The 20,344-nt window shown below is 62.8% G+C and carries 23 protein-coding genes and 1 pseudogene; 14 read left to right on the top strand and 10 right to left on the bottom strand.

All coding sequences use genetic code 11. From position 1 onward, the window contains the following. The 3 genes from BLR85_RS14475 to BLR85_RS30250 form a co-directional block, all read right to left on the bottom strand. The coding region (locus tag BLR85_RS14475; RefSeq protein ID WP_139188403.1) for a helix-turn-helix domain-containing protein at positions 1 to 273 on the bottom strand (273 nt) is incomplete at its 3' end. A 569-nt stretch (positions 274 to 842) separates the two neighbouring features. Next, a complete protein-coding gene (locus BLR85_RS29155) occupies positions 843 to 1,013 on the bottom strand; it encodes a hypothetical protein (protein ID WP_170844579.1) in 171 nt (56 codons plus the stop codon). A gap of 10 nt (positions 1,014 to 1,023) precedes the next feature. After that, positions 1,024 to 1,152, bottom strand: coding sequence for a hypothetical protein (locus tag BLR85_RS30250; protein ID WP_280138482.1), 129 nt, complete (start codon positions 1,150 to 1,152; stop codon positions 1,024 to 1,026). A gap of 488 nt (positions 1,153 to 1,640) precedes the next feature. Here BLR85_RS30250 and BLR85_RS14480 point away from each other — a divergent pair, with 488 nt between their 5' ends. The 3 genes from BLR85_RS14480 to BLR85_RS14490 all read left to right on the top strand — a co-directional run bounded on the left by BLR85_RS14480 (position 1,641) and on the right by BLR85_RS14490 (position 4,334). Beyond that, positions 1,641 to 2,573, top strand: coding sequence for a DnaJ C-terminal domain-containing protein (locus BLR85_RS14480; RefSeq protein WP_244520739.1), 933 nt, complete (start codon positions 1,641 to 1,643; stop codon positions 2,571 to 2,573). Further along, positions 2,570 to 2,923, top strand: coding sequence for a hypothetical protein (locus BLR85_RS14485; protein ID WP_093157338.1), 354 nt, complete (start codon positions 2,570 to 2,572; stop codon positions 2,921 to 2,923). The genes BLR85_RS14480 and BLR85_RS14485 overlap by 4 nt, the downstream gene beginning before the upstream one ends. Before the next feature lie 472 nt (positions 2,924 to 3,395). Continuing rightward, the gene (locus tag BLR85_RS14490) at positions 3,396 to 4,334 is read left to right on the top strand and encodes a DMT family transporter (protein WP_244520740.1); all 939 of its coding nucleotides are present in this window, start codon (positions 3,396 to 3,398) and stop codon (positions 4,332 to 4,334) included. Here BLR85_RS14490 and BLR85_RS28520 read toward each other — a convergent pair. From BLR85_RS28520 to BLR85_RS14510, 5 genes are all read right to left on the bottom strand, one after another. Then, on the bottom strand, positions 4,265 to 4,705 hold the full coding sequence (locus tag BLR85_RS28520; RefSeq protein ID WP_139188404.1) for a hypothetical protein: 441 nt from the start codon (positions 4,703 to 4,705) through the stop codon (positions 4,265 to 4,267). The genes BLR85_RS14490 and BLR85_RS28520 overlap by 70 nt on opposite strands. A gap of 443 nt (positions 4,706 to 5,148) precedes the next feature. Further along, positions 5,149 to 6,444: a TRAP transporter large permease gene (locus tag BLR85_RS14495; protein ID WP_093157341.1), complete on the bottom strand. Its 1,296-nt coding sequence runs from the start codon at positions 6,442 to 6,444 to the stop codon at positions 5,149 to 5,151. Continuing rightward, on the bottom strand, positions 6,444 to 6,977 hold the full coding sequence (locus BLR85_RS14500) for a TRAP transporter small permease (RefSeq protein WP_093157344.1): 534 nt from the start codon (positions 6,975 to 6,977) through the stop codon (positions 6,444 to 6,446). Before BLR85_RS14500 ends, BLR85_RS14495 begins: the two co-directional genes overlap by 1 nt. Before the next feature lie 70 nt (positions 6,978 to 7,047). Beyond that, positions 7,048 to 8,046 carry a TRAP transporter substrate-binding protein DctP gene (gene dctP / locus BLR85_RS14505; RefSeq protein WP_093157347.1) on the bottom strand — a complete coding sequence of 333 codons (999 nt, stop codon included), beginning with the start codon at positions 8,044 to 8,046 and terminating at the stop codon, positions 7,048 to 7,050. A 129-nt stretch (positions 8,047 to 8,175) separates the two neighbouring features. Beyond that, complete coding sequence (locus BLR85_RS14510) at positions 8,176 to 8,871, bottom strand: hypothetical protein (protein ID WP_093157350.1); 696 nt, start codon at positions 8,869 to 8,871, stop codon at positions 8,176 to 8,178. Between the two features lie 245 nt (positions 8,872 to 9,116). On the opposite strand from BLR85_RS14510, the gene BLR85_RS14515 reads away from it, so the two are divergent. From BLR85_RS14515 to BLR85_RS14545, 7 genes are read left to right on the top strand one after another with little or no spacing between them, the layout of a single operon-like run. Beyond that, on the top strand, positions 9,117 to 10,094 hold the full coding sequence (locus tag BLR85_RS14515) for a Bug family tripartite tricarboxylate transporter substrate binding protein (protein WP_093157353.1): 978 nt from the start codon (positions 9,117 to 9,119) through the stop codon (positions 10,092 to 10,094). A gap of 12 nt (positions 10,095 to 10,106) precedes the next feature. Next, on the top strand, positions 10,107 to 10,577 hold the full coding sequence (locus BLR85_RS14520; protein ID WP_093157356.1) for a tripartite tricarboxylate transporter TctB family protein: 471 nt from the start codon (positions 10,107 to 10,109) through the stop codon (positions 10,575 to 10,577). 17 nt (positions 10,578 to 10,594) lie between these two features. Then, complete coding sequence (locus BLR85_RS14525) at positions 10,595 to 12,100, top strand: tripartite tricarboxylate transporter permease (protein WP_170844580.1); 1,506 nt, start codon at positions 10,595 to 10,597, stop codon at positions 12,098 to 12,100. Between the two features lie 43 nt (positions 12,101 to 12,143). After that, positions 12,144 to 12,962, top strand: coding sequence for an SDR family oxidoreductase (locus BLR85_RS14530; protein WP_170844581.1), 819 nt, complete (start codon positions 12,144 to 12,146; stop codon positions 12,960 to 12,962). Beyond that, on the top strand, positions 12,956 to 13,705 hold the full coding sequence (locus tag BLR85_RS14535; protein WP_093157361.1) for a FadR/GntR family transcriptional regulator: 750 nt from the start codon (positions 12,956 to 12,958) through the stop codon (positions 13,703 to 13,705). Before BLR85_RS14530 ends, BLR85_RS14535 begins: the two co-directional genes overlap by 7 nt. A gap of 1 nt (position 13,706) precedes the next feature. After that, the gene (locus BLR85_RS14540) at positions 13,707 to 14,369 is read left to right on the top strand and encodes an RraA family protein (RefSeq protein WP_093157364.1); all 663 of its coding nucleotides are present in this window, start codon (positions 13,707 to 13,709) and stop codon (positions 14,367 to 14,369) included. A gap of 23 nt (positions 14,370 to 14,392) precedes the next feature. Then, on the top strand, positions 14,393 to 15,982 hold the full coding sequence (locus BLR85_RS14545; protein WP_093157367.1) for a fucose isomerase: 1,590 nt from the start codon (positions 14,393 to 14,395) through the stop codon (positions 15,980 to 15,982). A 265-nt stretch (positions 15,983 to 16,247) separates the two neighbouring features. On the opposite strand, the gene BLR85_RS14550 is transcribed toward BLR85_RS14545, so the two are convergent. Both BLR85_RS14550 and BLR85_RS14555 read right to left on the bottom strand, forming a co-directional pair. Next, positions 16,248 to 17,642 carry an ATP-binding protein gene (locus BLR85_RS14550; RefSeq protein WP_093157370.1) on the bottom strand — a complete coding sequence of 465 codons (1,395 nt, stop codon included), beginning with the start codon at positions 17,640 to 17,642 and terminating at the stop codon, positions 16,248 to 16,250. Further along, positions 17,639 to 18,360, bottom strand: a pseudogene (locus BLR85_RS14555) (response regulator). The gene BLR85_RS14550 and the pseudogene BLR85_RS14555 overlap by 4 nt, the downstream one beginning before the upstream one ends. A 173-nt stretch (positions 18,361 to 18,533) precedes the next feature. Here BLR85_RS14555 and BLR85_RS29880 point away from each other — a divergent pair. The 4 genes from BLR85_RS29880 to BLR85_RS14570 all read left to right on the top strand — a co-directional run bounded on the left by BLR85_RS29880 (position 18,534) and on the right by BLR85_RS14570 (position 20,171). Continuing rightward, positions 18,534 to 19,184, top strand: coding sequence for an EF-hand domain-containing protein (locus BLR85_RS29880; protein ID WP_093157373.1), 651 nt, complete (start codon positions 18,534 to 18,536; stop codon positions 19,182 to 19,184). A 63-nt stretch (positions 19,185 to 19,247) separates the two neighbouring features. Then, complete coding sequence (locus BLR85_RS14565; RefSeq protein ID WP_139188406.1) at positions 19,248 to 19,577, top strand: hypothetical protein; 330 nt, start codon at positions 19,248 to 19,250, stop codon at positions 19,575 to 19,577. Between the two features lie 7 nt (positions 19,578 to 19,584). Next, a complete protein-coding gene (locus BLR85_RS29160) occupies positions 19,585 to 19,752 on the top strand; it encodes a hypothetical protein (protein ID WP_170844578.1) in 168 nt (55 codons plus the stop codon). 32 nt (positions 19,753 to 19,784) lie between these two features. Further along, positions 19,785 to 20,171, top strand: a complete 387-nt coding sequence (locus BLR85_RS14570) for a DUF302 domain-containing protein (protein ID WP_093157379.1) — start codon at positions 19,785 to 19,787, stop codon at positions 20,169 to 20,171. Positions 20,172 to 20,344 lie beyond the last annotated feature (173 nt).

Below are 20,344 nucleotides of genomic sequence, written 5' to 3' on the forward strand. Positions count from 1 at the left end.
GTCCGATACCGTGCGGGGCCTTCCAGGGCGATATTCGTCGGTCAGACCCTCGATCCGGTCCTTCACGAACCGCCTGCGCCACTTGCCCACCGTGTGCTCATGCACCCCAAGTCGCGCACCGACCTCCTTGCTTTGAAGCCCCTCCGCACAGAGCAGGATCATCCGACACCGGTCCGACAGCGAGCGCGGAGCCTTGTGCCGTCGGATCTGAGCCTCGAGAAAGCTGCGCTCATCGGCACTCAGAATCACCTCGTCTGCAACCCGGCCAACCATATCATCCCCCCGAAATCACTCGGATCAATGATACGAACTACAGTTCCAGGTGACTAGATATATGTATTTTTGTAGAATCTTTTGCAGCATATTGAGGTACTTGAGAATCCCGCAAGACGTCCTCCATGCCCCCGCCACGCCAGGTACACAGCTTCCCTGCTCGCGGATATACGATCCCTGTTCCGTCAGAAAATTTCCCTGTTAGGCTTCAAGAAATTCCCTGTTCCGGATTCAAGCAAAATCCCCACAAACCATTGATACTAATGGTACAAAGCACGAAATACTGCCGGAATGCCCCCTGTTTTTCCTGAGTTTTCCCTGTATTTTCTCTGTTTTCGGGGAATTTCGGCCCAGACCGGTTAGCCTCAGACTGCCTGCACTGCCACTCCCCCCTGAAAGCCTTACGATATTGGTGGTTTCGCCCTCTTGTGTCCCACGCTCTGGGGCCGATGGGACACCTTCGTTCCAGGCGCGTTTCTGCGCGGCCTCGGCGGCGAGCTTCCGGCTGTCGTTTTTTCCGTGAAGCGCTGCGTGGTTTTCGTCCCGGCATGGACCAGAACCGCGCCGATCTAACAGACCGAGGCACCGGCCTCCGCCATCATCTCGGCGACGCCCTCGGGGATGCCGTGCTGCGAGCGGGTCGCCTTCTTCACGGTCTCGCCCTCGGCGTTCTCCGCCTCGAAGCAGAGACCGGCCCGTATGATCCATTGGCGGACCCGGTTGCCGAGCCCGACTGCCATTCCAGAAACCTCACGCCGTTGGTGACCCGCTCGTTTTCCGGCCTGAGATCAGCGTGTCGCCGATCCGGTTGGCCAAGGCATAGGAGAGGCGGAACCAGAGCCGCGCCATGGTGCCGAGGCCATGCCACTTCTGGAACATCGCGATGTCCGCCGGTGATCAGGAAACCGCTCCTCCGCCCTCTTCATGGCTGCCAGAGACCTGCGGAGATTGCGGAGGCGGGGCAACAATCGATGCTGGTTCATCGAAGAGTCAGTGAACGAAGAAGAACAGGATGCACGAGGGGCTCCCGCGTCGCGAAGACCGCCTCCCTGTCGCCAATAGTTGCAAATTTGAGACACATCTTCCCCAATTTCTGGTAAAAGGTGAACCTCATGGCCAACGCGCTAGGTGGTCGATTGCAGCCGGCACACGGCTCATCCCCAATTTGCCGGTTGGGTTCGAACTGTCCCGTTGCGAGCAGTCACGCGCCTTTTGACCCTCTGTGCTGGCGGCACCCCGACAAGGCCGATCTGCCGTTCTGTTCCGCGATCACGCGAGGCGTGGTAGCGCAATCCGCTGGCAATAGTTCGTTTTGTCGCCAATAGTATTGGCGAACTGACTGCGACGACGTTTGCATGGGACACGCCATGAATCCCTATGAAGCCCTTGGTGTTAAGAAGACGGCGACAGCGGAAGAGATCAAGAAAGCTTACCGCAAGATCGTGAAGGAAAGCCATCCGGACCTGAATCCCGGCGACTCGGCCGGCGAAGAACGCTTCAAGGCCGCTTCTTCGGCCTATGACCTCCTGAAGGACCCCAAGAAACGCGAGCGGTTTGACCGCGGCGAGATTGACGCGCAAGGGCATGAGCGGCCGGAAGCGCATTTCTACCGCAACTATGCCGGCGCACGGGACAATCCCTATGCCGGCGGACAGAAATTCGACGACTACGAGGATGTCTCGGATTTCTTCACCGATTTCATGCGCAGCGCGCATGGTACCCGTGGCGGCGCCGGGCACGAACATCTGCACGGATTCCATGCCGACGGCGCGGATGTGCGGTACCGGCTTGAGGTTCCCTTCATGGACGCCGCGCTTGGCGGCACTACGCGGATCATGCTTCCCGACGGCGCGTCGCTCGAAGTGCAGATCCCGCGTGGCATTTCCGAGGGTCAGACGATCCGGCTGCGTGGCAAGGGCGGCCAACCGATTGGCAAAGGGCGTGTGGGGGACGCGCTCATCACCATTTCCGTGGCGCCCCACAAGCTGTTCACCCGGGAGGGTGATACGGTCCGCATGGTTCTGCCGATTAACATCTACGAGGCCGTGAACGGCGCCAAGGTCGAGGTCCCGACGATCAGTGGTCCGGTCAGTCTGAGCATTCCCAAAGGCGCCAGTTCCGGGCAGGTACTTCGGCTGCGTGGCCGGGGCATCGCCCCGCGTGGCCGCGAAGAGCGTGGCGATCAATTGGTGGAGCTGAAGATCGTCGCGCCCCCGAGGATCGACGACGAACTCGCCGAGTTCATGGAACGCTGGAGACGCAAACACTCCTATAATCCGCGGGAGGGGATGAAGCCATGACGGTTGTCTTCACAGACGAGCAGATCATCGCGGAAGTGCCCGGGCTCGACCGGACGATGCTCATGCGCTTCGTGCAGGCGCGTATCGTTATCCCCGTGGACAGGCCGGCGGAAAAGGCGAAAGGCTTCCTGCCGGTCGATGTGGCGCGCTTGCGGCTCGCCTGCGAACTTTGCGAGAGTTTCGAATTCGAGGACGACGCACTCGGCGTCGTGATGGGGTTGGTGGACCGGCTGCACGCGACGAGGTCGAAACTCCAGGCGGTCCTGGAGGCGGTCGAAGACCTCCCGGAGGAACAGAAGCTGAAGGTGGCCGAAGCCGTCAAAAGCAGATGGTCCCAAGGAACCGACTAACCCGACTGGCTGGCAGCGCAGGACGCCAGAAGACGTTAGATCGATCGGGCTGCCGTTTTCGATTAGGCCGCTTTGATCGAGGTGCACCGGAGAAGGTGCGCAGCCGTCCTTGAACAAGAGACTGTTCTAGGAAGGGGCTTTCATAGATCCCGAGCAGCCGGGCTCCGCAAGGGAAAGAGAGCGCTTTGGCATGGATGTCGATGAGGTTCTCGCGGGTTTCACGAGCATAAACCTTGACGCATTTCTTCCGGTCGTCATTGTGCCGGCTTGGGAGACGGTGACCGTTGTCGTCCGTCGATTGCCGCCGCTTCGTGGCTCCATCGCCTGCAGTGCAGAATGCTGTGGTAGTCGACGGGGCTCTGTGCTTCACTCGCCCGGCATATGATCTCCCCACAGATTGCACCGTTCACAGGTTCGCGCTGCTTCCGCCATTCCAGCGTATTGACAGTGCGGCGCCGGAGCCAAGAAACCGATGACAACCACGCCAACGGCACCACTCAACTCACAGCCCACGGCCCCCCAGATCGACAATATCCGCGGCGTCGTGTTGATGGCTCTTGCCTTCGCGCTGTTCTCGGTCTGCGACATGCAGGCAAAGCTGCTCACCGGGGAATTCCATCCTGTGCAGATCGTCTGGACGCGCCAGCTTGCTCTTCTCGCCGGTGTCGTGGTTGCGCTCGGCGTCCATGGGCCGGGCTTGTTTCGATCACGTCACCCGGCGCTGCAGGTGGTTCGCGGTCTTCTGGTCGTCGCGTCCGCGGCCTCCTTTATCTCTGCCATTCGCTTCGTGCCGCTGGCTGACGCAGTGGCGGTGACCTTTATCGCGCCCTTCATCGTGACGATCCTGAGCGCCCGCCTGCTCGGCGAGCATGTTAGCTGGCAGCGGTGGATGGCAGTGGCGGTGGGCTTTCTTGGCGCAATGATCGTGATCAGGCCGGGCATGGGGGTGATGCATCCGGCGATGCTGCTCATCGTGGTCGCGGCAACCTGTTTCGCGCTCCGCCAGGTCCTCTCGCGCCGCCTCGCAGCATCCGACCGCACGATCACCACTGTTGCCTACACCGCGATCGTCAGTGTCGCCACGCTCTCGCTGCCGCTCTTCCTGTTCTGGCAGTCCCCCGAAACCGGCCGCCAATGGGCGCTGCTCGGCGGCATGGCCCTGACCGCCGCACTGGGGGAATGGTTGGTCATCCGGGCATTGGAAATCGGCCAGGCCGTCGTCCTCGCGCCAATCCATTACAGCATGATGATCTGGGCCACGTTCTGGGGTTGGTTGATCTTCGACGACCTGCCAGACGGCTGGACCGTCACCGGAACTGCAGTCATCATGATCACCGGGCTTTACATCCTGCGCGGAGAACGCTCCGGAAATCGCCTTTTCTCGTTTGGAAAGCTCTCATCGAAGCGCTGAGGACCTCCGAAAAAGCGAAACCATCGCATTCCGAAAGGCTGCGCATCGTTGACGGCGTGTGGGCTATCCATGACGTCCTCTCCACTCAGCGTCACACGCATCCTCGCCTTGAGATAGAACGTCTCGGCATCGCATGTCATGTCGGTATAGAGAGCCGACGCACTCAACCAGCCCGCAAGCCCCATCTCGTATTCCAGGTGCAGCTTGAAAAATGCCGAAAGAGGGTCGTTCGAATGGGTACGGATCTCGCGCCGCAGGTTGTGTGAAAGCAGAGTGCCGTTCTCGTAAAAACGCAGCACGCCTTCCCCGAAAATGCCCCCCTTTACATCGGTGACACAGGTCACCTCGCCAGTGAGGATGTCGGTCGCCACACCGCGTTCCAGTTCCGCAGGACGGAGCATGGTGATTGGACAGGATGGCTCGGCGAACGGATCTGCAAGCGCACGGGCGCATCGGGGCGATTGTTCAGTCGGCCATCGCCGGTCAGTTGCATGCTTGTCACGGCGCGGCCACCGGCCAGTGGGAAACTGCCCACCTGCCCGGCTTTAATGGGCGTGTCGCGTCCGGTTCGACAGGATCGTCGATGTAGGCGCGCAGCTCTGGCTCCTCCATGAAGCCGGTATCGCGCCCCTCGAGCAACTGATCCCAGCAGCGCGTTGCCTCCCGAAGAAAACCTATCGCCGGATCTGGCGCGCAGTCATGCGGAGAGACATGGCCCAGGTGTCCGATGATCCCCGCGCAGGCACGTTCAGGTTCTCCAGCAGACGCGGAACGGAATTGATGTACTGGAACTTTCACTACACCGAACGTGTCTCTAGCCACCGTATCCGTAGAGACGCGGCAGTGCGAGCACGATGCCGGGCGCAAATGTGATCACCGCCAACCCAACGATCAGAATGAACAGGAACGGCAAAAGGCTTTGGATCGTCTGCCCGATCGGCGCCTTGGTAATACCGCTCACGACAAAGAGAAGGAGCCCATACGGGGGCGTGGCAAGTCCGATCATTGTGTTGACGACGACGACGACCCCGAAATGGACCGGATCCACTCCGAGCGCGAGCGCCGTTGGCAGGAAGATCGGCACAATCACCAGCAGGATCGTGCTGGCTTCCAGCAGGCAGCCCAGGCCGAGAAGCAAAACGTTGACCATCAGCAGGAAGCCGATCTGGCCAAGATTCGTATCTGCCAGCCCAGCCCGGATCGTGTTGGGAACTTGCTCGACGGTGACCACGTAGTTGAAAGCGAGCGCTCCGGCGATCAGGATACCAACCGAAGCGGTTGAGCGCGCACTCTGGCGGACGGTGTTGTAGGCTTGTGAAAGGCTGACCGAGCGATAGAACACCGTTGAGACGACGAAGGCGTAGAGCGCGGCGACAGCGGCCGCCTCGGTCGGAGTCGTTACGCCGCCATATATCCCAACAAGCAGGATTACAGGCATCATGAGCGCTGGCACCGAGCGCAGCGTGATCCGGGGAATCTCGCGCAGCGGCACCGGATCGTCCTTGGGGAAATCGTACCGGCGCGCGAGCGTCGCGTTCATGATCATCAGCAGCACACCCAGGATCAGCCCCGGCGCGACTCCGGCGAGGAACAGGTAGCCGATGGAAGTATCCGAGACGAGGGCATAGAGCACCATCGGGATCGAGGGCGGAATGATCGGGCCGATAATGGCGGACGCCGCGGTGATCGCACCGGCATAGGCGGGAGTGAATTTACCATCCCGAGTCATGAGGTTGATGATGATCCGCCCCATGCCGACCGCATCGGCGATGGCCGAGCCGGACATGCCCGAGAAGATCAGCGAGGCGACGACATTGACATGTCCCAGACCACCTCGAAACCGGCCGACGGCGGCACGGCAGAAATCAAGCAGCCGGTCGGACAGTGAGCCGACATTCATCAGGTCCGCGGCCAGGATGAAGAGCGGGATGGCGAGCAGGACATAGGACCCGTAGAGGCCCCGCATCATCTGTTCCGCCGCGATGCCCATATCCTGCCCAACGATCAGCAGGTAGAAGAGCGAAGCTGCCAGAAGGGCATGTCCGATCGGCAGGCCGACCAGCGCGGTGAGCACGATTACCGCGATCGTCAGCGAGAATTCCCAACTCATCAGACGTCGTCCTCCGATGAAATGTGACGCACCTCGGCGACGGGGTCCTCTGCCGGCATCCGGCCGAGCAAGGCGGTGCCGAAAATCCAGGCGTAGCGAAGGATCGATCCGAAGAGGAAGATCACGAAGGCGAAGAAGACGTAGTTATAGGGGATGTCGAGATAAGCGGTATCTTCGATCTTCATGAAGGTGACGTAGTCCCAGGAAGCCGGGAAGGCGATGACGTAAATGCCTACGAGAAATAGCGAAAAGATCAGGCGGAAGACCCGGCGGATTTTCGGAGGCACGCTTGCGTAAATGATATCGAAGCGGATCTCGTCCCGCTCGCTGACAGAAACGGACTGGCCCCACATGATTACCCAAAGCCAGGCAATGACACAGACCTCGACAGTCCAACTCACGGGCTTGTCGACCACGTAACGCATGAACACCTGGATGATGAACGCGACGAACATGGATCCCAGCAAGATAGTTGGAACCGCGTCGGCCGCGTATCGCGCCCATGTCAAAAGCCGGCTCTTACCTGCGCTCATGTGATCTCCGTGTATTCTTCCCGCGGGCCCGTTTTTTTTGGACCCGCGGGTTTGTCTCTTCCGGGGAACGTTACTGGCTCGCGCCCAGGGCGTTGATCGCTTCCAGCATACCCTCGGGCCAGGACCCGGCGAACTCGGATTCAAGATATTTCGCCTGCGCGAATTTGCGGAAGGCATCACGATCCGGCTCATAGACCTTCAGGCCTTCGCCCTCGAAGAAGGAGACCAGTTCCGCTTCCCGCTCCTGGTGACGCGCCGTGCTCTTGGCAATGGCCTCGTCCACGGCCGTTTGCAGCAGTTCCTGCTGTTCGGGCGTCATGTCGTTCCAAACCTTGGAGCCGATGCTGAGAACATCGAACCCGACAAGGTGGCTGGTCAGAACGATCTGCTTCGTCACCTCGTAGAACTTCATGTTGTAGTCGTTCGGAAGCGGGTTGTCCTGGCCGTCGATGGCGCCGGTCTGCAGGGCGGTGTAAACTTCGCCATAGGCCAGCGGCGTCGGGTTGGCGCCAATCGCCTCGCCGAGGAACTGCCAGGCATCGCCGCCGGGCATCCGCAGGGTGATCCCGTCGAGATCTTCCGGCGTCATCACTTCCTCGTCGCCCCGCAGGTTGACCTGCCGGCTGCCAAAATAGACCGGAGCGAGGACGTGCAGGCCGATGCCCTCTGCAATCGCGTTAAGCTGGTCGCCGACCTCGCTGTCGAAGACCTTCTCGAGGTGATCGACATCCTGAAGCACGTAGGCCGCGGTCAGGATCGACCATTCCGGAACCTGGTTGGCAAGTGCCTGCGGCGCGACCAGCCCCATTTCGAGGTTGCCCCGCTGGATAGCCGTGAGTTCGGAACCCTGCGGTACGAGTGTCGAGGCATTGTAGACTTGCAGGTCGAAGACTTCGGACACCGCCTCGGAGATTTCCGCGAAGGCTTCTGCGCGGATGTCGTTTTCCGAAACAACCGAGGACAGCCTGAGGACCGGAAGGTCCTGGGCAAGCGCCGCGGGAACGACGGTCAGCATGGTCGTGGTGGCGAACGCTGCGGCAAGTGTCGCGCGGCGTGTCATGTTTTTCATGTGTTCCTCCCTGGTTCACTGACAAATTGGACCGCATGGTCCAATTGACATGCCAAATACCCCACTGTTGGCGCAATAAGTCAATACCTTTGAAAATCGGCTCGGAGCGGAATCGCTCCGCACGCAGCGTTAAGAGCTCGCCAAACCGCGCCCGAACGCGGCCCGGGCGGAGCGACACGCCTCCTCCGCGGTGGCCGTATGGTGAAGATCATAGCAGCCCGTGGTGATGTCCGGCATTGCTCCGATTTTCCGCAATTCGTCGGACGAAATGGTTCCTGCAATGGCGCGATCGAGCGCCGCTGCATCATAGGCACTGGCGATCAGAAGCCATGGCATGGCCTGGTCGGGACCGCGCAGGGATTGCTCCCGGGTCATCGGAGGGGGTTGGTCCGGCTTCAGGAAATGAGCGCCGACTATTGCCTTTTCCCGCGTGACGGAAGGGAGCACCTGCTGCTCGATGTCGCGCGTCAGTTCCGCCTCGGCTCCTTGCTCGGGGTTGAACCTGATTGCAACGGCGGCGGTTCCAAGCCCGAATCCAGAACTCGCGACAACATTACAGAAACCCCGCACCATGCCACGAAAGCGTGGCATCATTTCTTGGGTCCACGGCGAGGGGTTGTTCAACCGGGCGAGATACGGCTCGGATGTGGCAACGGCAACATCCAAGACTTCGTATGTCACGAGGTATCTTGGAGAACCTTTTGTCGCCACCCAGCGTATTGCCCGCAAGAAACCGTCGACAGAAAGCCGTTCCTGAAAATGCTCCCGGCTGTGCCAATCGTCGTGATCGGCGACATCTCCTGCGATGTCGTAGAACAGAACCATTGCCGCGTCACTGCATAGCGCCAATTCAGCCACCCCCCCTGGTCGACGTCGCTCCCTGATAGCCTTCGATTGACGCGATCGCAACGGATCGGACGAAACAGCCAGCGCCCCCGGACGGAGCCGCGACAAGATGGCCCTCAGTCACCCCATCTCTTGACATATGACTTATGTCATAAGATGGTTTTCACCGTTCGCAAGAGCCACATGAAATCGGCCGGGAGGGCCGGCTTGAGGAGGAACTCATCATGAAAAAAACTATGATCGCCATATCGGCGGGCCTGTTTGCCGTTGTCGGCCTCGCCGGCGCAGCCCAGGCTGAATGGCCCGAACGGGCCGTGACCATCGTCGTTCCCTGGTCCGCCGGCGGCGGCACGGACGCCACCGCGCGCACGCTCGCCCAGCAGCTCGAAGCGCGCTTCGGCCAGCCCTTCAACGTCGTCAACCGCACCGGCGGCGGAGGGCTCGTGGGCCATATCACCATCGCCAACGCCCCGGCCGATGGCTACACGCTGGGCGTCATCACCATCGAGACGACGATGTACAAGGCGCAGGGCATCCCCGGCGCCGAGCCCGAGAACTACACCCTGATCGGCCGCTTCAACGCCGACCCGATCGGCATCAACGTGCGCGCGGATGCGCCCTACGAGTCGGTCGAGGATCTTGTCGCTGAAGTGAAGGCCAATCCCGGCGCGATCAAGGCCTCAGGCGCCAACCGGGGCGGCCTCTCGCACCTCGCCTGGGTCGGCATGCTGAAGGAACTGGGAGTCGACACCGAGGCCAGCCCGTGGGTTGCCTCCGCCGGCTCCGCCCCCGCGATGCAGCAGCTTGCCGCCGGCGCGATCGACGTCGTTTCCACCTCCCCCGCCGAGGCGCGCGCGCTGGTGGAGGCCGGCGAGGCCAAGACGCTCGCGGTCATTTCCGGGGAACGCACCGAGGTCTTCCCGGACCTTCCGACGACGGACGAGATCTTCGGCATCAAGTGGTCTCCCCTGCCCTTCCGCGGCCTGGCCGGCCCGGCCGACCTGCCCGAGGAAGTAACCGCCACCCTGTCTGACGCGCTGGCAGAAATCACCGCCGATCCGGAATTCAAGGAATTCATGGCCTCGCGCGGCTTCTCGGTCGCCTATCAGGACGCAGCCACCTTCACCGACACCGTCATGACCTCCCGCACCGGGCTGGTCGAGGCGATGAAGGCTGTCGGCCTCGCCGTCGAAGAGAAGTAACGGGAGGACGCCGTGCGTATTGATGACAGACTTGTCGGGCTATTCTTTTCGCTTCTCGGCCTGGCGACGATCCTCGCCGCGCGGCGCCTTTCGTCTGTACCGGGCACGGTTTACGGGCCCGATCTCATGCCGATACTGATCGGGCTCGGCATGACAGGCTTCGGCCTCAAGATCCTCTGGGCGGGCTTTGCCACGGCCGGCAACGCCCCCTGGATCGACCTGAACGCCTGGAATGGCCGCACGCGCGGCATCCTCTCGGCACTCTGGACAGTACTCGGGGTAGCTGCCTCGATCCCGCTTCTGAGCACGCTCGGCCTTCCGCTCTACGGGCTGCTCTTTTGCCTGCCGCTGATGATCCTCGCCCGCGCAAGGCTGATCGTCGCCGTTCCTTCCGTGCTGGGGACCGTCCTCGTCGCACAGTACATCTTCGGCGAGATGCTGCATGTACCGCTGCCCGCCGGCCTGATCCCGCTTCCCTGGTGAGAAAGAGGTGACCTCGGATGACTCCTGACACGCTTCTTACCGCCCTCGGCATCGTGATGCAGACCGACGTTCTGCTGGCCGTGCTTGGCGGTGCGGTCTACGGCCTCTTCATCGGCGCGGTGCCCGGGCTGACCGCCACCATGGCGACGGCCCTTCTGGTGCCGGTCACGTTCTACATGGCGCCCGTTCCCGCCATCGCAACCATCGTCGCCACCACCGCCATGGCGATCACCGCGGGCGACATTCCCGGCGCGCTGCTGCGGATACCCGGCACGCCCGCCTCCGCGGCCTATGTCGACGAAGCCTACGCGATGACGCTCAAGGGCAAGGCCGAGCCCGCCATGTCGATCTCGATCTTCTTCTCCGCCTGCGGAGGCCTCTTCGGCGCGCTGGCGCTGCTCGTCATCGGCCCGGCGCTGGCGCGGATCGCGCTCAACTTCTCCAGCTTCGAATTCTTCTGGCTGGCCATGCTCGGCTTGATGACCTCGGCCCTTGTCTCATCGCGAGACCCTGCCCACGGCTTCATCTCGCTGCTGATCGGCCTTCTAATCGCCACCGTGGGGCTCGACGTGACCTCCGGCCAGCCGCGCTTCACCTTCGGCTCGGTCGAACTCATGGGCGGGGTGAGCTTCATCCCCGTGATGATCGGCATGTTTGCCTTTGCCGAGATCCTCCGCGGCTATTCTTCCAACGCGACCCTTCCGCCTCCTCCCGACGTCGGCGCGGCACGGCCCTTCAAGGGCATCGGCGGGTTGTTCAAGCGCTATCCGTTCAGCTTCCTGCGCGGCGTGACGCTTGGCACATCCGTCGGCGCGCTGCCCGGCGTTGGCGGCGACGTGGGTGCCTGGATCGCCTATGGCATGTCGCGGCGCTTCTCCAAGACGCCGGAGAAATACGGAACCGGCCACGAGGAAGGGCTCATGGAAGCGACGTCGTGCAACAATGCCGGCCTCTCCTCCGCCTGGATCCCCGCGCTTGTCTTCGGCATCCCCGGCGACGCCGTGACCGCCATCGCGGTGGGCGTGCTGTTCATGAAGGGGCTGAACCCCGGCCCGCGGCTCTTCGCCGAGAACCCCTCGATGCCGACCGCGATCATCATGACCTTCTTCCTCGCGAACCTGCTGCTCTTCCCCCTGGGCTATCTCGCCATCCGTTCCGCGCGCCACATCCTGTCCGTACCCCGGGCGGTGATCGTGCCGATCATCCTGATTTTCTCCATCTTCGGCAGTTTCGCCATCAACAACACGATGTTCGGCGTCGGCGTCATGCTGGCCGCGGGTCTCGCCGGCTACCTGCTGGAGGAAAACGGCTTCCCCATCGCGCCGATCATCCTCGGGCTCGTGCTCGGGCCGGTGCTGGAACGCAACTTCATCATGTCGATGCAGATCGCCGACGGCAATCTCCTCGGCTTCTTCGAACGCCCCATTGCCGCCGTGCTTGGCGTCGTGGTCTGCGCACTGCTGCTCCTGCCGCTTCTGCGCGGGCTGCTGCGCAGGCGCAGCCGCACGGCGAATGCCTCCTGAATCCCCCGGCGGCTTCTCAAGATACAAGGAAAGCGAAACCATCATGGAAAATCCGTTCAGCGTCAAAGACAAGGTTGCCGTCGTGACCGGCGGGCTTGGCCAGCTCGGCACGCAATTCACCACCTCGCTCGTCGAGGCCGGCGCCAAGGCGGCGATCTTCTCCCGCCGTCCCTTCTCCCGTGAACAGATCGCCGAGAAGTTCGGAGACATGGCCGACAGCATCCGCGTCTACGAGGCCAGCGTGCGCGACAAGGCCGCGCTGGAAGCCGCAACCGAGCAGCTCATCGCCGACTGGGGCGTGCCGCATATCCTCGTCAACAATGCCGGCATCGATTCCAAGCCCGACGGCGGCGCCGAGCAGAACGCGCCCTTCGAGGTCTACCCGCAGAAATTCTGGGACGAGATCATCGACACCAACCTGACCGGCGTCATGCTGACCACGCAGGTTGTGGGCTCGAAAATGGCCGAAGCCGGGCGCGGTTCGATCATCATGGTGGGCTCGATGTACGGCATGGTCTCGCCCAACCAGGCGCTTTATGCCTACCGCGAGGAGCGCGACGGCGAGCCCTTCGTCAAGGCGATCTCCTATGCCGCGTCTAAATCCGGACTGCTGAACATGACGCGCTATCTCGCCACCTACTGGGCGAAAAAGGGCGTTCGGGTGAACCTCGTGACCTTCGGTGGCGTCAAGACCGGCTCCTTCGACAAGGAGTTCATCGACGCCTTCCTCGAACGCGTCCCGATGGGCCGTCAGGCCGAGATTGAGGAATTCGGGCCAATCGTGCAGTTTCTGGGTTCCGAGGCTTCGAGCTATATGACGGGAGCCAATCTCGTACTGGATGGAGGATTCACGGCGTGGTGACACCGAGGGACTTGCGCAAGCCGCCGGCACGGGAGCGTCTGCACGCGACCGTCGCCGAGGAGCTGGAAGAACAGATACTCACCGGCGAGCTTTCCGTCGGCGACAGGCTTCCCTCCGAAAGTGCGATTGCGCAATCCTTCGGTGTGTCCACCCGTTCGGTGCGCGAGGCGATCCAGGTTCTGGAGACAAAGGGCCTCGTGCGGCGGCGACATGGCGAGCGCACGGTGGTCGTGCGCAACGATGTCTCGCATTTCCTCGGCACACTGGCGATCAACCTGCACCAGCTTTTCGCCTCCGATCCAGCCTATCTGCGCCAACTCATGGATGTGCGGCGGATGATCGAAGTGGAAGTCGCCGAGAGCCTCGCCCGCCGCGAAGTGCCCATCGGTCCAGAATTTTCTCAGGCTCTAGCCGAGTTGCGCGCAGCGGCCGATTCCGGCGATCACGAGCTCTTTGCGGAGCGCGACGCGGGCTTTCACGCCGCTCTCGTGGCCTCGGCAGGAAACGCCGTGCTGACGGAGCTCTACCGCCATCTCTTCGATCTGATCATCAGCGTCATCCGGGTATCGAGCCGGGTGCCCACAAAATCCCTGGAGCGGGCCTACGAGGAACACGCCCGCATCCACGACAGGATCGCCTCGCGCGATCCCGCTGCGGCCGCGCAGGCGGTCCGCGAGCATATCGACAACAGCGCCTCCTATCTGGAAATCGCACTCAGGCAGGCGCAGGAAAAGGACGACTGAGATGGACAAGTTCGACTATTCGGACACCGACTGGCAGGCGATCGAGCGCCTGAAGAAATGGTATTCCGGCGATCTGCATGATAGCATGGAAAGCCTTGGCTTGTGGGGCTACCTGCCGGGCCTGTCGCTCTTCGGCGCGCTTGAGCCCGGCGCCGTGGTCTGCGGACCGGCCGTGACGGTTCAGTTCGGCCCGTCGCAGCGGCGCGGCGAGCCTCAGGACGTCTATCACAACGCCATCGACAACGCGCCCGAAGGCGGGATCATGGTGGTCGAAGCCTCCTGCGCGGCGGGCTCCTGCACCGGCGGGCTGATGTCCACCGGTGCCAAGACCCGCGGTCTGGCCGCGACCATCGTCAACAGCACCGTTCGAGACATCGCGGAGGTCCGCGAGATGGGCTACCCGCTCTTCGCCACCGGCCTCAGCCCGGTCGGCGTGACCGGCAAGAAAGAACCCAGAGAGAGCCAGGTCCCGATCCAGATCGGCGGCGTGACGATCTGTCCGGGCGACGTGATCTTCGCCGATATTGACGGAGCGGTCGTGATCCCGAAGGAAAAACTGCGCGCCGTGGTCGAGGCCGCCGAAGCGCTCGGCAAGAACGAGGCCGCCTGCCGCGTCCGGCTGCTCGCGGGCGAAAAGCTGCAATCGGTCTGGCCGGCAGCCTGAGCGCCAGACGGAAGGAGAAACCAATGAGCGAGATCATTCTTGTTGCCAGCGGGGATTTGCGGGAGAGCGCGAACGTGCGGTGCTGGCCGGCGCAGAACGCGATGGAAGCGAAACTGGCAAAGGTGCTGGCGGGGATGGGGCACGAGCTGAAGCGTGCTCACCCGGTCAAACCCGAGGGGCATGGCTTCATCGCCAGCCAGCGCGAGGGCATGGATGTCTTCGCCGGTATTGACTCGAAGGCACCGCTGATCGTCGCCGAGGCGGTCTGGCAATATTCGCACCACGTTCTGGCCGGGCTGGTCTCGCACAAGGGGCCGATCCTGACAGTCGCCAACTGGTCCGGGCAATGGCCGGGGCTGGTGGGGCTGCTCAACCTCAACGGCTCGCTGACCAAGGCAGGCGTGGCCTATGCCTCGCTCTGGAGCGTGGATTTCGAGGATGACTTCTTCCTCAACGGCCTGCGCGAGTGGCTCGACACCGGCACCGTCACCCACGATGCCAGCCATGTCACGCCCTTCGATGCCAGCAGCGTTTCCGAAGCCGACCGGGCGCTCGTCGCCGGAATCGCCGACGATCTGCGGCGCAACAAGGCGATCCTTGGCGTCTTCGACGAGGGCTGCATGGGCATGTACAATGCCATCATCCCCGACGAACTCCTGATGCCGCTCGGCATCTACAAGGAACGGCTGTCACAATCAGCGCTCTACTTCGCCACCAAGCAGGTGCCCGAGGCCGAGGCCTGGGCGGCCTATGAATGGATGCTGGACCGCGGAATGACCTTCCATCTCGGCACCGACCCGGCAACCGAACTGACCGAGGCGCAGGTACTCGACCAGTGCCGGATGTATATTGCGGCAGTGCGGCTGGCCGAGCAGTTCGGCTGCGAGGCAATCGGCATCCAGTACCAGCAGGGCCTGAAAGACCTTCTGCCGGCCTCGGACCTTGTGGAGGGCATGCTCAATAACGACGACCGTCCGGACGTGACCGGTGCCGATGGCACGGTCATCCGCCCGGGCCAGGCGATCGTGCATTTCAACGAGGTGGACGAATGCGCCGGCCTCGACGCGCTGCTGACCAACCGCGTTCACCGCGCCCTGTGCCAGCCGGTCGAGACCACGCTGCACGACCTCCGCTGGGGCGATGCCGACCTGTCCGGCAGCCGCGACGATTTCATATGGGTGTTCGAGATCTCCGGCGCCGTGCCGCCGGCGCATAACGAAGGCGGCTGGGCCGGTTCCGAAAGCCTGCGGCAACCGGCAATGTTCTTCCCGGCCGGTGGCGGCACGCTCAAGGGGATCGCAAAGGCGGGCGAAATCGTCTGGTCGCGTATCTTCGTCGAGGGCGGTGCGCTGCACATGGATATCGGCCGCGGTCAGGCGGTAAGCCTGCCGGCGGAGGAAACCGAGCGCCGCAGCCGGTCGACCAATTACGAGTGGCCGATCATGCATGGCGTCCTGACCGGCGTCAGCCGGGACCAGATGATGGCCCGCCACAAGGCGAACCACATCCAGGTGGTCTATGGCAATTCCGCGGAAGAAGCTGACCGTGCCATGAAGGCGAAGGCAGCGCTCGCCAGGGAACTCGGTCTGAACGTGTCGATCTGCGGGGTCTGAAACACCCCGGGACAGGGACTGGAATGCCCCTCTGAGCCGGTCCAGCGTCTGGTTCCGGCAAACGGAGGAGAGGAGATGGCGAGCACGCGGCACGATGCGGCTCGCCATTCGTGGCTTTCGTTGCCCGAACTACAAAGGGAAAATTCGGCGGCCCTGGGGCTCTCTGGAATGTCCTGGCCATTACACGCTCATCATTCCAAGGCGCTTCTCCGGCCATCTCTTTCCTGAAGCTCTGACCTCGCCAATTGCCCGTGAAAGAGAAGCTTCAAGCGAGCGGCAAGGTCACCGTGGCTTTCAGCCCGCCACCTTCCCGGTTCTCAAGCGAAATGTCGCCGCCATGAGACTGGACGATTGTCCGGGCGATAGACAGCCCCAGGCCTGTACCGCCCGTATCCCGGGATCGAGAGGATTCCAACCGGACAAAGGGGGCGAACACATGCTCAAGTTGATCCTCGGCAATCCCCGGTCCGCGATCCTGGACGGCGACGCACACCGACTCCCCGTTACGCCAGACGCGAATGTCGGCGCCGCCGCCATAGCGAATGGCGTTCTCGATCAGGTTTCTCAACGCACGGCGCATCGATGTCTGGCGGAGTTGGACGTCGACCTTTCCGGGAATGGTCTGGAATTCCAAATTACCCAAGGTCGTGCCCATGTCGGCAACGAGGGCCGCGACCAGCTCCCCAAGGTCAACCGTTTCGACAGGATCGGAAGTCGAGACACCACGGGCGAAGGCGAGCGTGCTTTCGACCATCTCCTGCATTTCCTCGGTGATCGCGACGATCCGCTCGCGGGTCTCGTCCTCCTCGATCATCTCGGCCTGGACGCGCAGTGCGGTCAGCGGCGAGCGCAGATCGTGGCTCAAAGCCGCCAACAGCCGCGTCCGGTCATCGACGAAGCGCCGGATCCGCTCCTGCATCCTGTTGAAGGCGCTGGTCAGGCTGCGTAATTCGTTCGGGCCGGACGGAGCGATGCTTTGTGCCTCGGCGCCTCGTCCGAACTCCTGCGCGGACCGGGCCAGCACCCGAAGTGGGCCGGTCAAACGCCCCAGGGTGATCCAGACCGTAACCCCGATAAGGATTGCGGAAATGGCAAAGGTCGCGATCGCCGTCCAGGCAAGCTGATAGGGCGGGCGATGGAAGCGTGTGACGACGTTGAGCCAGGAGCCATTCGCCATCGCGATGGAGATCTTCATCTCTACCGAGGATATCGGGACTGGCTGCATCGCTCGGTGCATCTGGGCCATCTGGCCCGACATGCCCGGCATGCCGGGCATCGGTGGCGGTTGGTCGTCGGTCTGATGCAACTCCAGGCGGACCTCCGGTAGAGGGCTCGTCCCGATCTGCCCTGCGATCTGCCCGGCCAGCATTTCGGTGCCATGGTCCGCATCATCCACGGCGGGCGCGGCAGCCAGCGAAAAGCGCACCAGGGGGGAATCGGCCGCCCGCAGGACCGAACCATGCAGATCCTCGGGCGCCTCGGCGATCAGGCGGGCCACGTTCGCCGCACGGCTGGCGGCCTCCTGCCCGAGCGCAGTACGCAGCGCCATCTCGCGCTCGTCGGCGAAGAGCCACGCAACAAGCGCCTGCGCCAGCGCAAGCGTCAGCAGGATCAGCAACAGCAGCTGCCCCCGCAGGGATCCTGGCAGAAACCGGCTCATGTCTCGACCTTCACATCGCTGGCGAAGCTGTAGCCACCGCCCCGGACAGTGGTGATCAGGCCGGGCCGGGCCGGGTCTTCCTGGATCTTCTTGCGCAGGCGGCTCACCCGGTTGTCGATGGTGCGGTCGAAGACATGGGCGGCACGGCCGGACGTCAGTTCCAGCAACTGTTCGCGGCTCAGCACGAAGCGCGGGCGTTCAAGAAAGACCGTCAAAAGCCGGAATTCCGCGGTGGTCAGGTGGACCTCGCGTCCGTCGGCGTGGCGCAATTCTGCCGGTCGGTGTCGAGCGTCCAGCCCGCGAAATGCACACGGCGGCTGGTCAGGCTGCCGGCATGTGTCTCGGCACGCCCGCTGCGTCTCAGGATTGCCTTGATCCGCGCCAACAGCTCACGTGGGTTGAAGGGTTTGGGCAGGTAGTCGTCCGCGCCCACCTCCAACCCAATGATCCGGTCGGTCTCCTCGCCCAGTGCCGTCAGCATGAGGATCGGTACGGTACCTTCCGCGCTCAGCCGACGGCAGACAGAGATCCCGTCCTCGCCGGGCATCATGACGTCAAGCACAACGAGGTTGAAGCGACCGGTCTTCAGCTTCGCGTCCATCTCCACGGCGTCGCGGGCATTGCTAGTACGCATGCCGTTGCGCTCCAGATACCGGCTCACGGCATCGCGGATCTCGCGGTGATCATCGACGATCAGGATATGCGGTGCGTCCGTCATGTTCCCCACATAGCGCATCGAAACGGGGGCGGCGCGGGAATTTGGTCGCGGGAGGTATCAACCCGCCGCTGCTGCGACAAACCGAAACAATTCTCTTCCCTATTGGCATCATGCTGCGACACGCGTCGCCCAGATTGGAGTCATCAGAACGAAGACACACAGGAGACGTGGTCATGAAACGCTCAAGGAAAATCGCAGTCGCGCTGATCTCGTTCACCGCGGTCGGCGCAGCCGTCGCCATTCCGGCACTGGCCCACGGCCCACAGGGCGGTGGCTGGATGCAGAACCTTCAGGGCGGCCCCGGCGGAATGATGCAAGGCTGGCAAGGCGGGCCAGGAATGATGCGCGGTCAAGGAGGTTACGGCGGAATGGAACCGGGCGCGATGCGTGGCATGAGTCCGGCAATGATGGGCGGCCCCGGAATGATGGGTCGGCCGGCTGGTCCTGGCATGATGCCGGGTTTCGGTGGCCCCGGAATGATGGGCGGCGTCTTCGGCGATCTCGATGCGAATGACGATGCCACCGTGACAGCAGACGAAGCCCGCGATGGCATGGCGGCGGCGCTGGCGGAAAATGACGGCAACGGCGACGGCACCCTCTCACTGGAGGAGTTCAAGGCGCTTCACGATCAGGCGATCCGCCCGCAGATGGTGGACCGGTTCCAGGCCCTGGACGAAGACGGTGACGGCCAACTGACCCAGGACGAAGTCACGGCGCCGGCCGACTGGATGGCCCGGATGCAGGCCCGTCGCGCCGCGTTCTGGCAGGATTGCCCCTGGTTGCAGGATGACAGCCAGGCGGATGCCCCCGAAGGCAAAAACTGATCTCGCGTCAGGACGGCCCGGCTGAGGGCCGTCCGCAGCTGATTTGTAGCACGGGAGGAGAAAATGGCACGTGAGCTGAGACGAGGTTTTATGGTTTTCGCTGCGCTGGCGGTTCCTTCGTTTGCACTGGCCCATGGTCCGGGTCCCGGCAATCAGCATCCCCTCGGTGGGACAGGCTGGCAAAACTCGCCCTGCGCCACGACGGGCACCACGGCACCGCCCTGCGGGGCGGCGCCAGGAACCGGGGCACTTGGCCCCTACGGCAACGGGATGCCAGGCCCGGCCGCCGGTCGCGGGCCGCAGATGATGCAGGAATACGGCATTTCTCCACGCCGGGGCACGAACTGGCAGCACCAGCCGGGCAACGGCCCCGGCATGAACTGGCGCAATTGATACGGTGATGGAACCCATCGCCGCCGGACGCGTTATCGACAGGAAAGGGAATCAGAGGATGATGAGTGGATATGGGCACGGCTGGGGCATAGGATTTGGCGGCATCTGGATGATCCTGCTGACCCTCGTGACGCTTCTGGCAATCCTGGCTCTCGTCAAATACATTTTGAAATGACGCCCGTCCCACTACAGAAAGGAAACGTTCCAATGAGCTATACCGTCGACAGGCTTTTCCGGAGTGGAGACTTCGCGGATATCGAGGACCGCACGCGCAAGGCCCTTGCCGACAAGGGTTTCGGGATCCTGACCGAGATCGATGTGAAGGCGACGATAAAGAAAAAGATCGACGCCGACATCGCGCCCTACAAGATCCTTGGCGCCTGCAATCCGAACATGGCTTACATGGCTATCGGGCTTGAGCCGCGCGTCGGCGCGATGCTGCCCTGCAACGTGATCCTGCGCGCGGTCGACGAGGGCGTCGAGGTCAGCGCCATCGACCCGGAAGCCTCCATGCAGGCCATCGACAACGAAGATCTCAAGAAGGTGGCCGCCGAGGTGCGCGGGCTTCTGAGCGAGGCGCTGGAGGACATCTGACGCCCCGGACGTGCCGGCGCGCCGCGTCAATGACTGCCGTCGCCTTGCGGCGTCAGCCACCGGAAAGTCTAGATCCACTCTATTGCGAACGCAGCCACGAATGCCATGGCTGCGAAGGCTACGATGAGTGTAACGGTCTGCGTTTTACCGCTGCATTGGCTCGAAAGGGTCAG

Origin of the sequence: Aliiruegeria lutimaris (assembly GCF_900099935.1) — a bacterium.
In the GTDB taxonomy this organism is placed as follows: Bacteria; Pseudomonadota; Alphaproteobacteria; order Rhodobacterales; family Rhodobacteraceae; genus Tropicimonas; species Tropicimonas lutimaris.

Bases quoted from the DNA above. Each gene is read 5' to 3' on its own strand.
- BLR85_RS29155 (WP_170844579.1), bottom strand. From the start codon at position 1,013: ATGGCAGTCGGGCTCGGCAACCGGGTCCGCCAATGGATCATACGGGCC.
- BLR85_RS30250 (WP_280138482.1), bottom strand. From the start codon at position 1,152: ATGTTCCAGAAGTGGCATGGCCTCGGCACCATGGCGCGGCTCTGGTTC.
- BLR85_RS14480 (WP_244520739.1), top strand. From the start codon at position 1,641: ATGAATCCCTATGAAGCCCTTGGTGTTAAGAAGACGGCGACAGCGGAA.
- BLR85_RS14485 (WP_093157338.1), top strand. From the start codon at position 2,570: ATGACGGTTGTCTTCACAGACGAGCAGATCATCGCGGAAGTGCCCGGG.
- BLR85_RS14490 (WP_244520740.1), top strand. From the start codon at position 3,396: ATGACAACCACGCCAACGGCACCACTCAACTCACAGCCCACGGCCCCC.
- BLR85_RS14495 (WP_093157341.1), bottom strand. From the start codon at position 6,444: ATGAGTTGGGAATTCTCGCTGACGATCGCGGTAATCGTGCTCACCGCG.
- BLR85_RS14500 (WP_093157344.1), bottom strand. From the start codon at position 6,977: ATGAGCGCAGGTAAGAGCCGGCTTTTGACATGGGCGCGATACGCGGCC.
- dctP (WP_093157347.1), bottom strand. From the start codon at position 8,046: ATGAAAAACATGACACGCCGCGCGACACTTGCCGCAGCGTTCGCCACC.
- BLR85_RS14510 (WP_093157350.1), bottom strand. From the start codon at position 8,871: ATGGTTCTGTTCTACGACATCGCAGGAGATGTCGCCGATCACGACGAT.
- BLR85_RS14515 (WP_093157353.1), top strand. From the start codon at position 9,117: ATGAAAAAAACTATGATCGCCATATCGGCGGGCCTGTTTGCCGTTGTC.
- BLR85_RS14525 (WP_170844580.1), top strand. From the start codon at position 10,595: ATGACTCCTGACACGCTTCTTACCGCCCTCGGCATCGTGATGCAGACC.
- BLR85_RS14530 (WP_170844581.1), top strand. From the start codon at position 12,144: ATGGAAAATCCGTTCAGCGTCAAAGACAAGGTTGCCGTCGTGACCGGC.
- BLR85_RS14540 (WP_093157364.1), top strand. From the start codon at position 13,707: ATGGACAAGTTCGACTATTCGGACACCGACTGGCAGGCGATCGAGCGC.
- BLR85_RS14545 (WP_093157367.1), top strand. From the start codon at position 14,393: ATGAGCGAGATCATTCTTGTTGCCAGCGGGGATTTGCGGGAGAGCGCG.
- BLR85_RS14550 (WP_093157370.1), bottom strand. From the start codon at position 17,642: ATGAGCCGGTTTCTGCCAGGATCCCTGCGGGGGCAGCTGCTGTTGCTG.
- BLR85_RS29880 (WP_093157373.1), top strand. From the start codon at position 18,534: ATGAAACGCTCAAGGAAAATCGCAGTCGCGCTGATCTCGTTCACCGCG.
- BLR85_RS14565 (WP_139188406.1), top strand. From the start codon at position 19,248: ATGGCACGTGAGCTGAGACGAGGTTTTATGGTTTTCGCTGCGCTGGCG.
- BLR85_RS29160 (WP_170844578.1), top strand. From the start codon at position 19,585: ATGGAACCCATCGCCGCCGGACGCGTTATCGACAGGAAAGGGAATCAG.
- BLR85_RS14570 (WP_093157379.1), top strand. From the start codon at position 19,785: ATGAGCTATACCGTCGACAGGCTTTTCCGGAGTGGAGACTTCGCGGAT.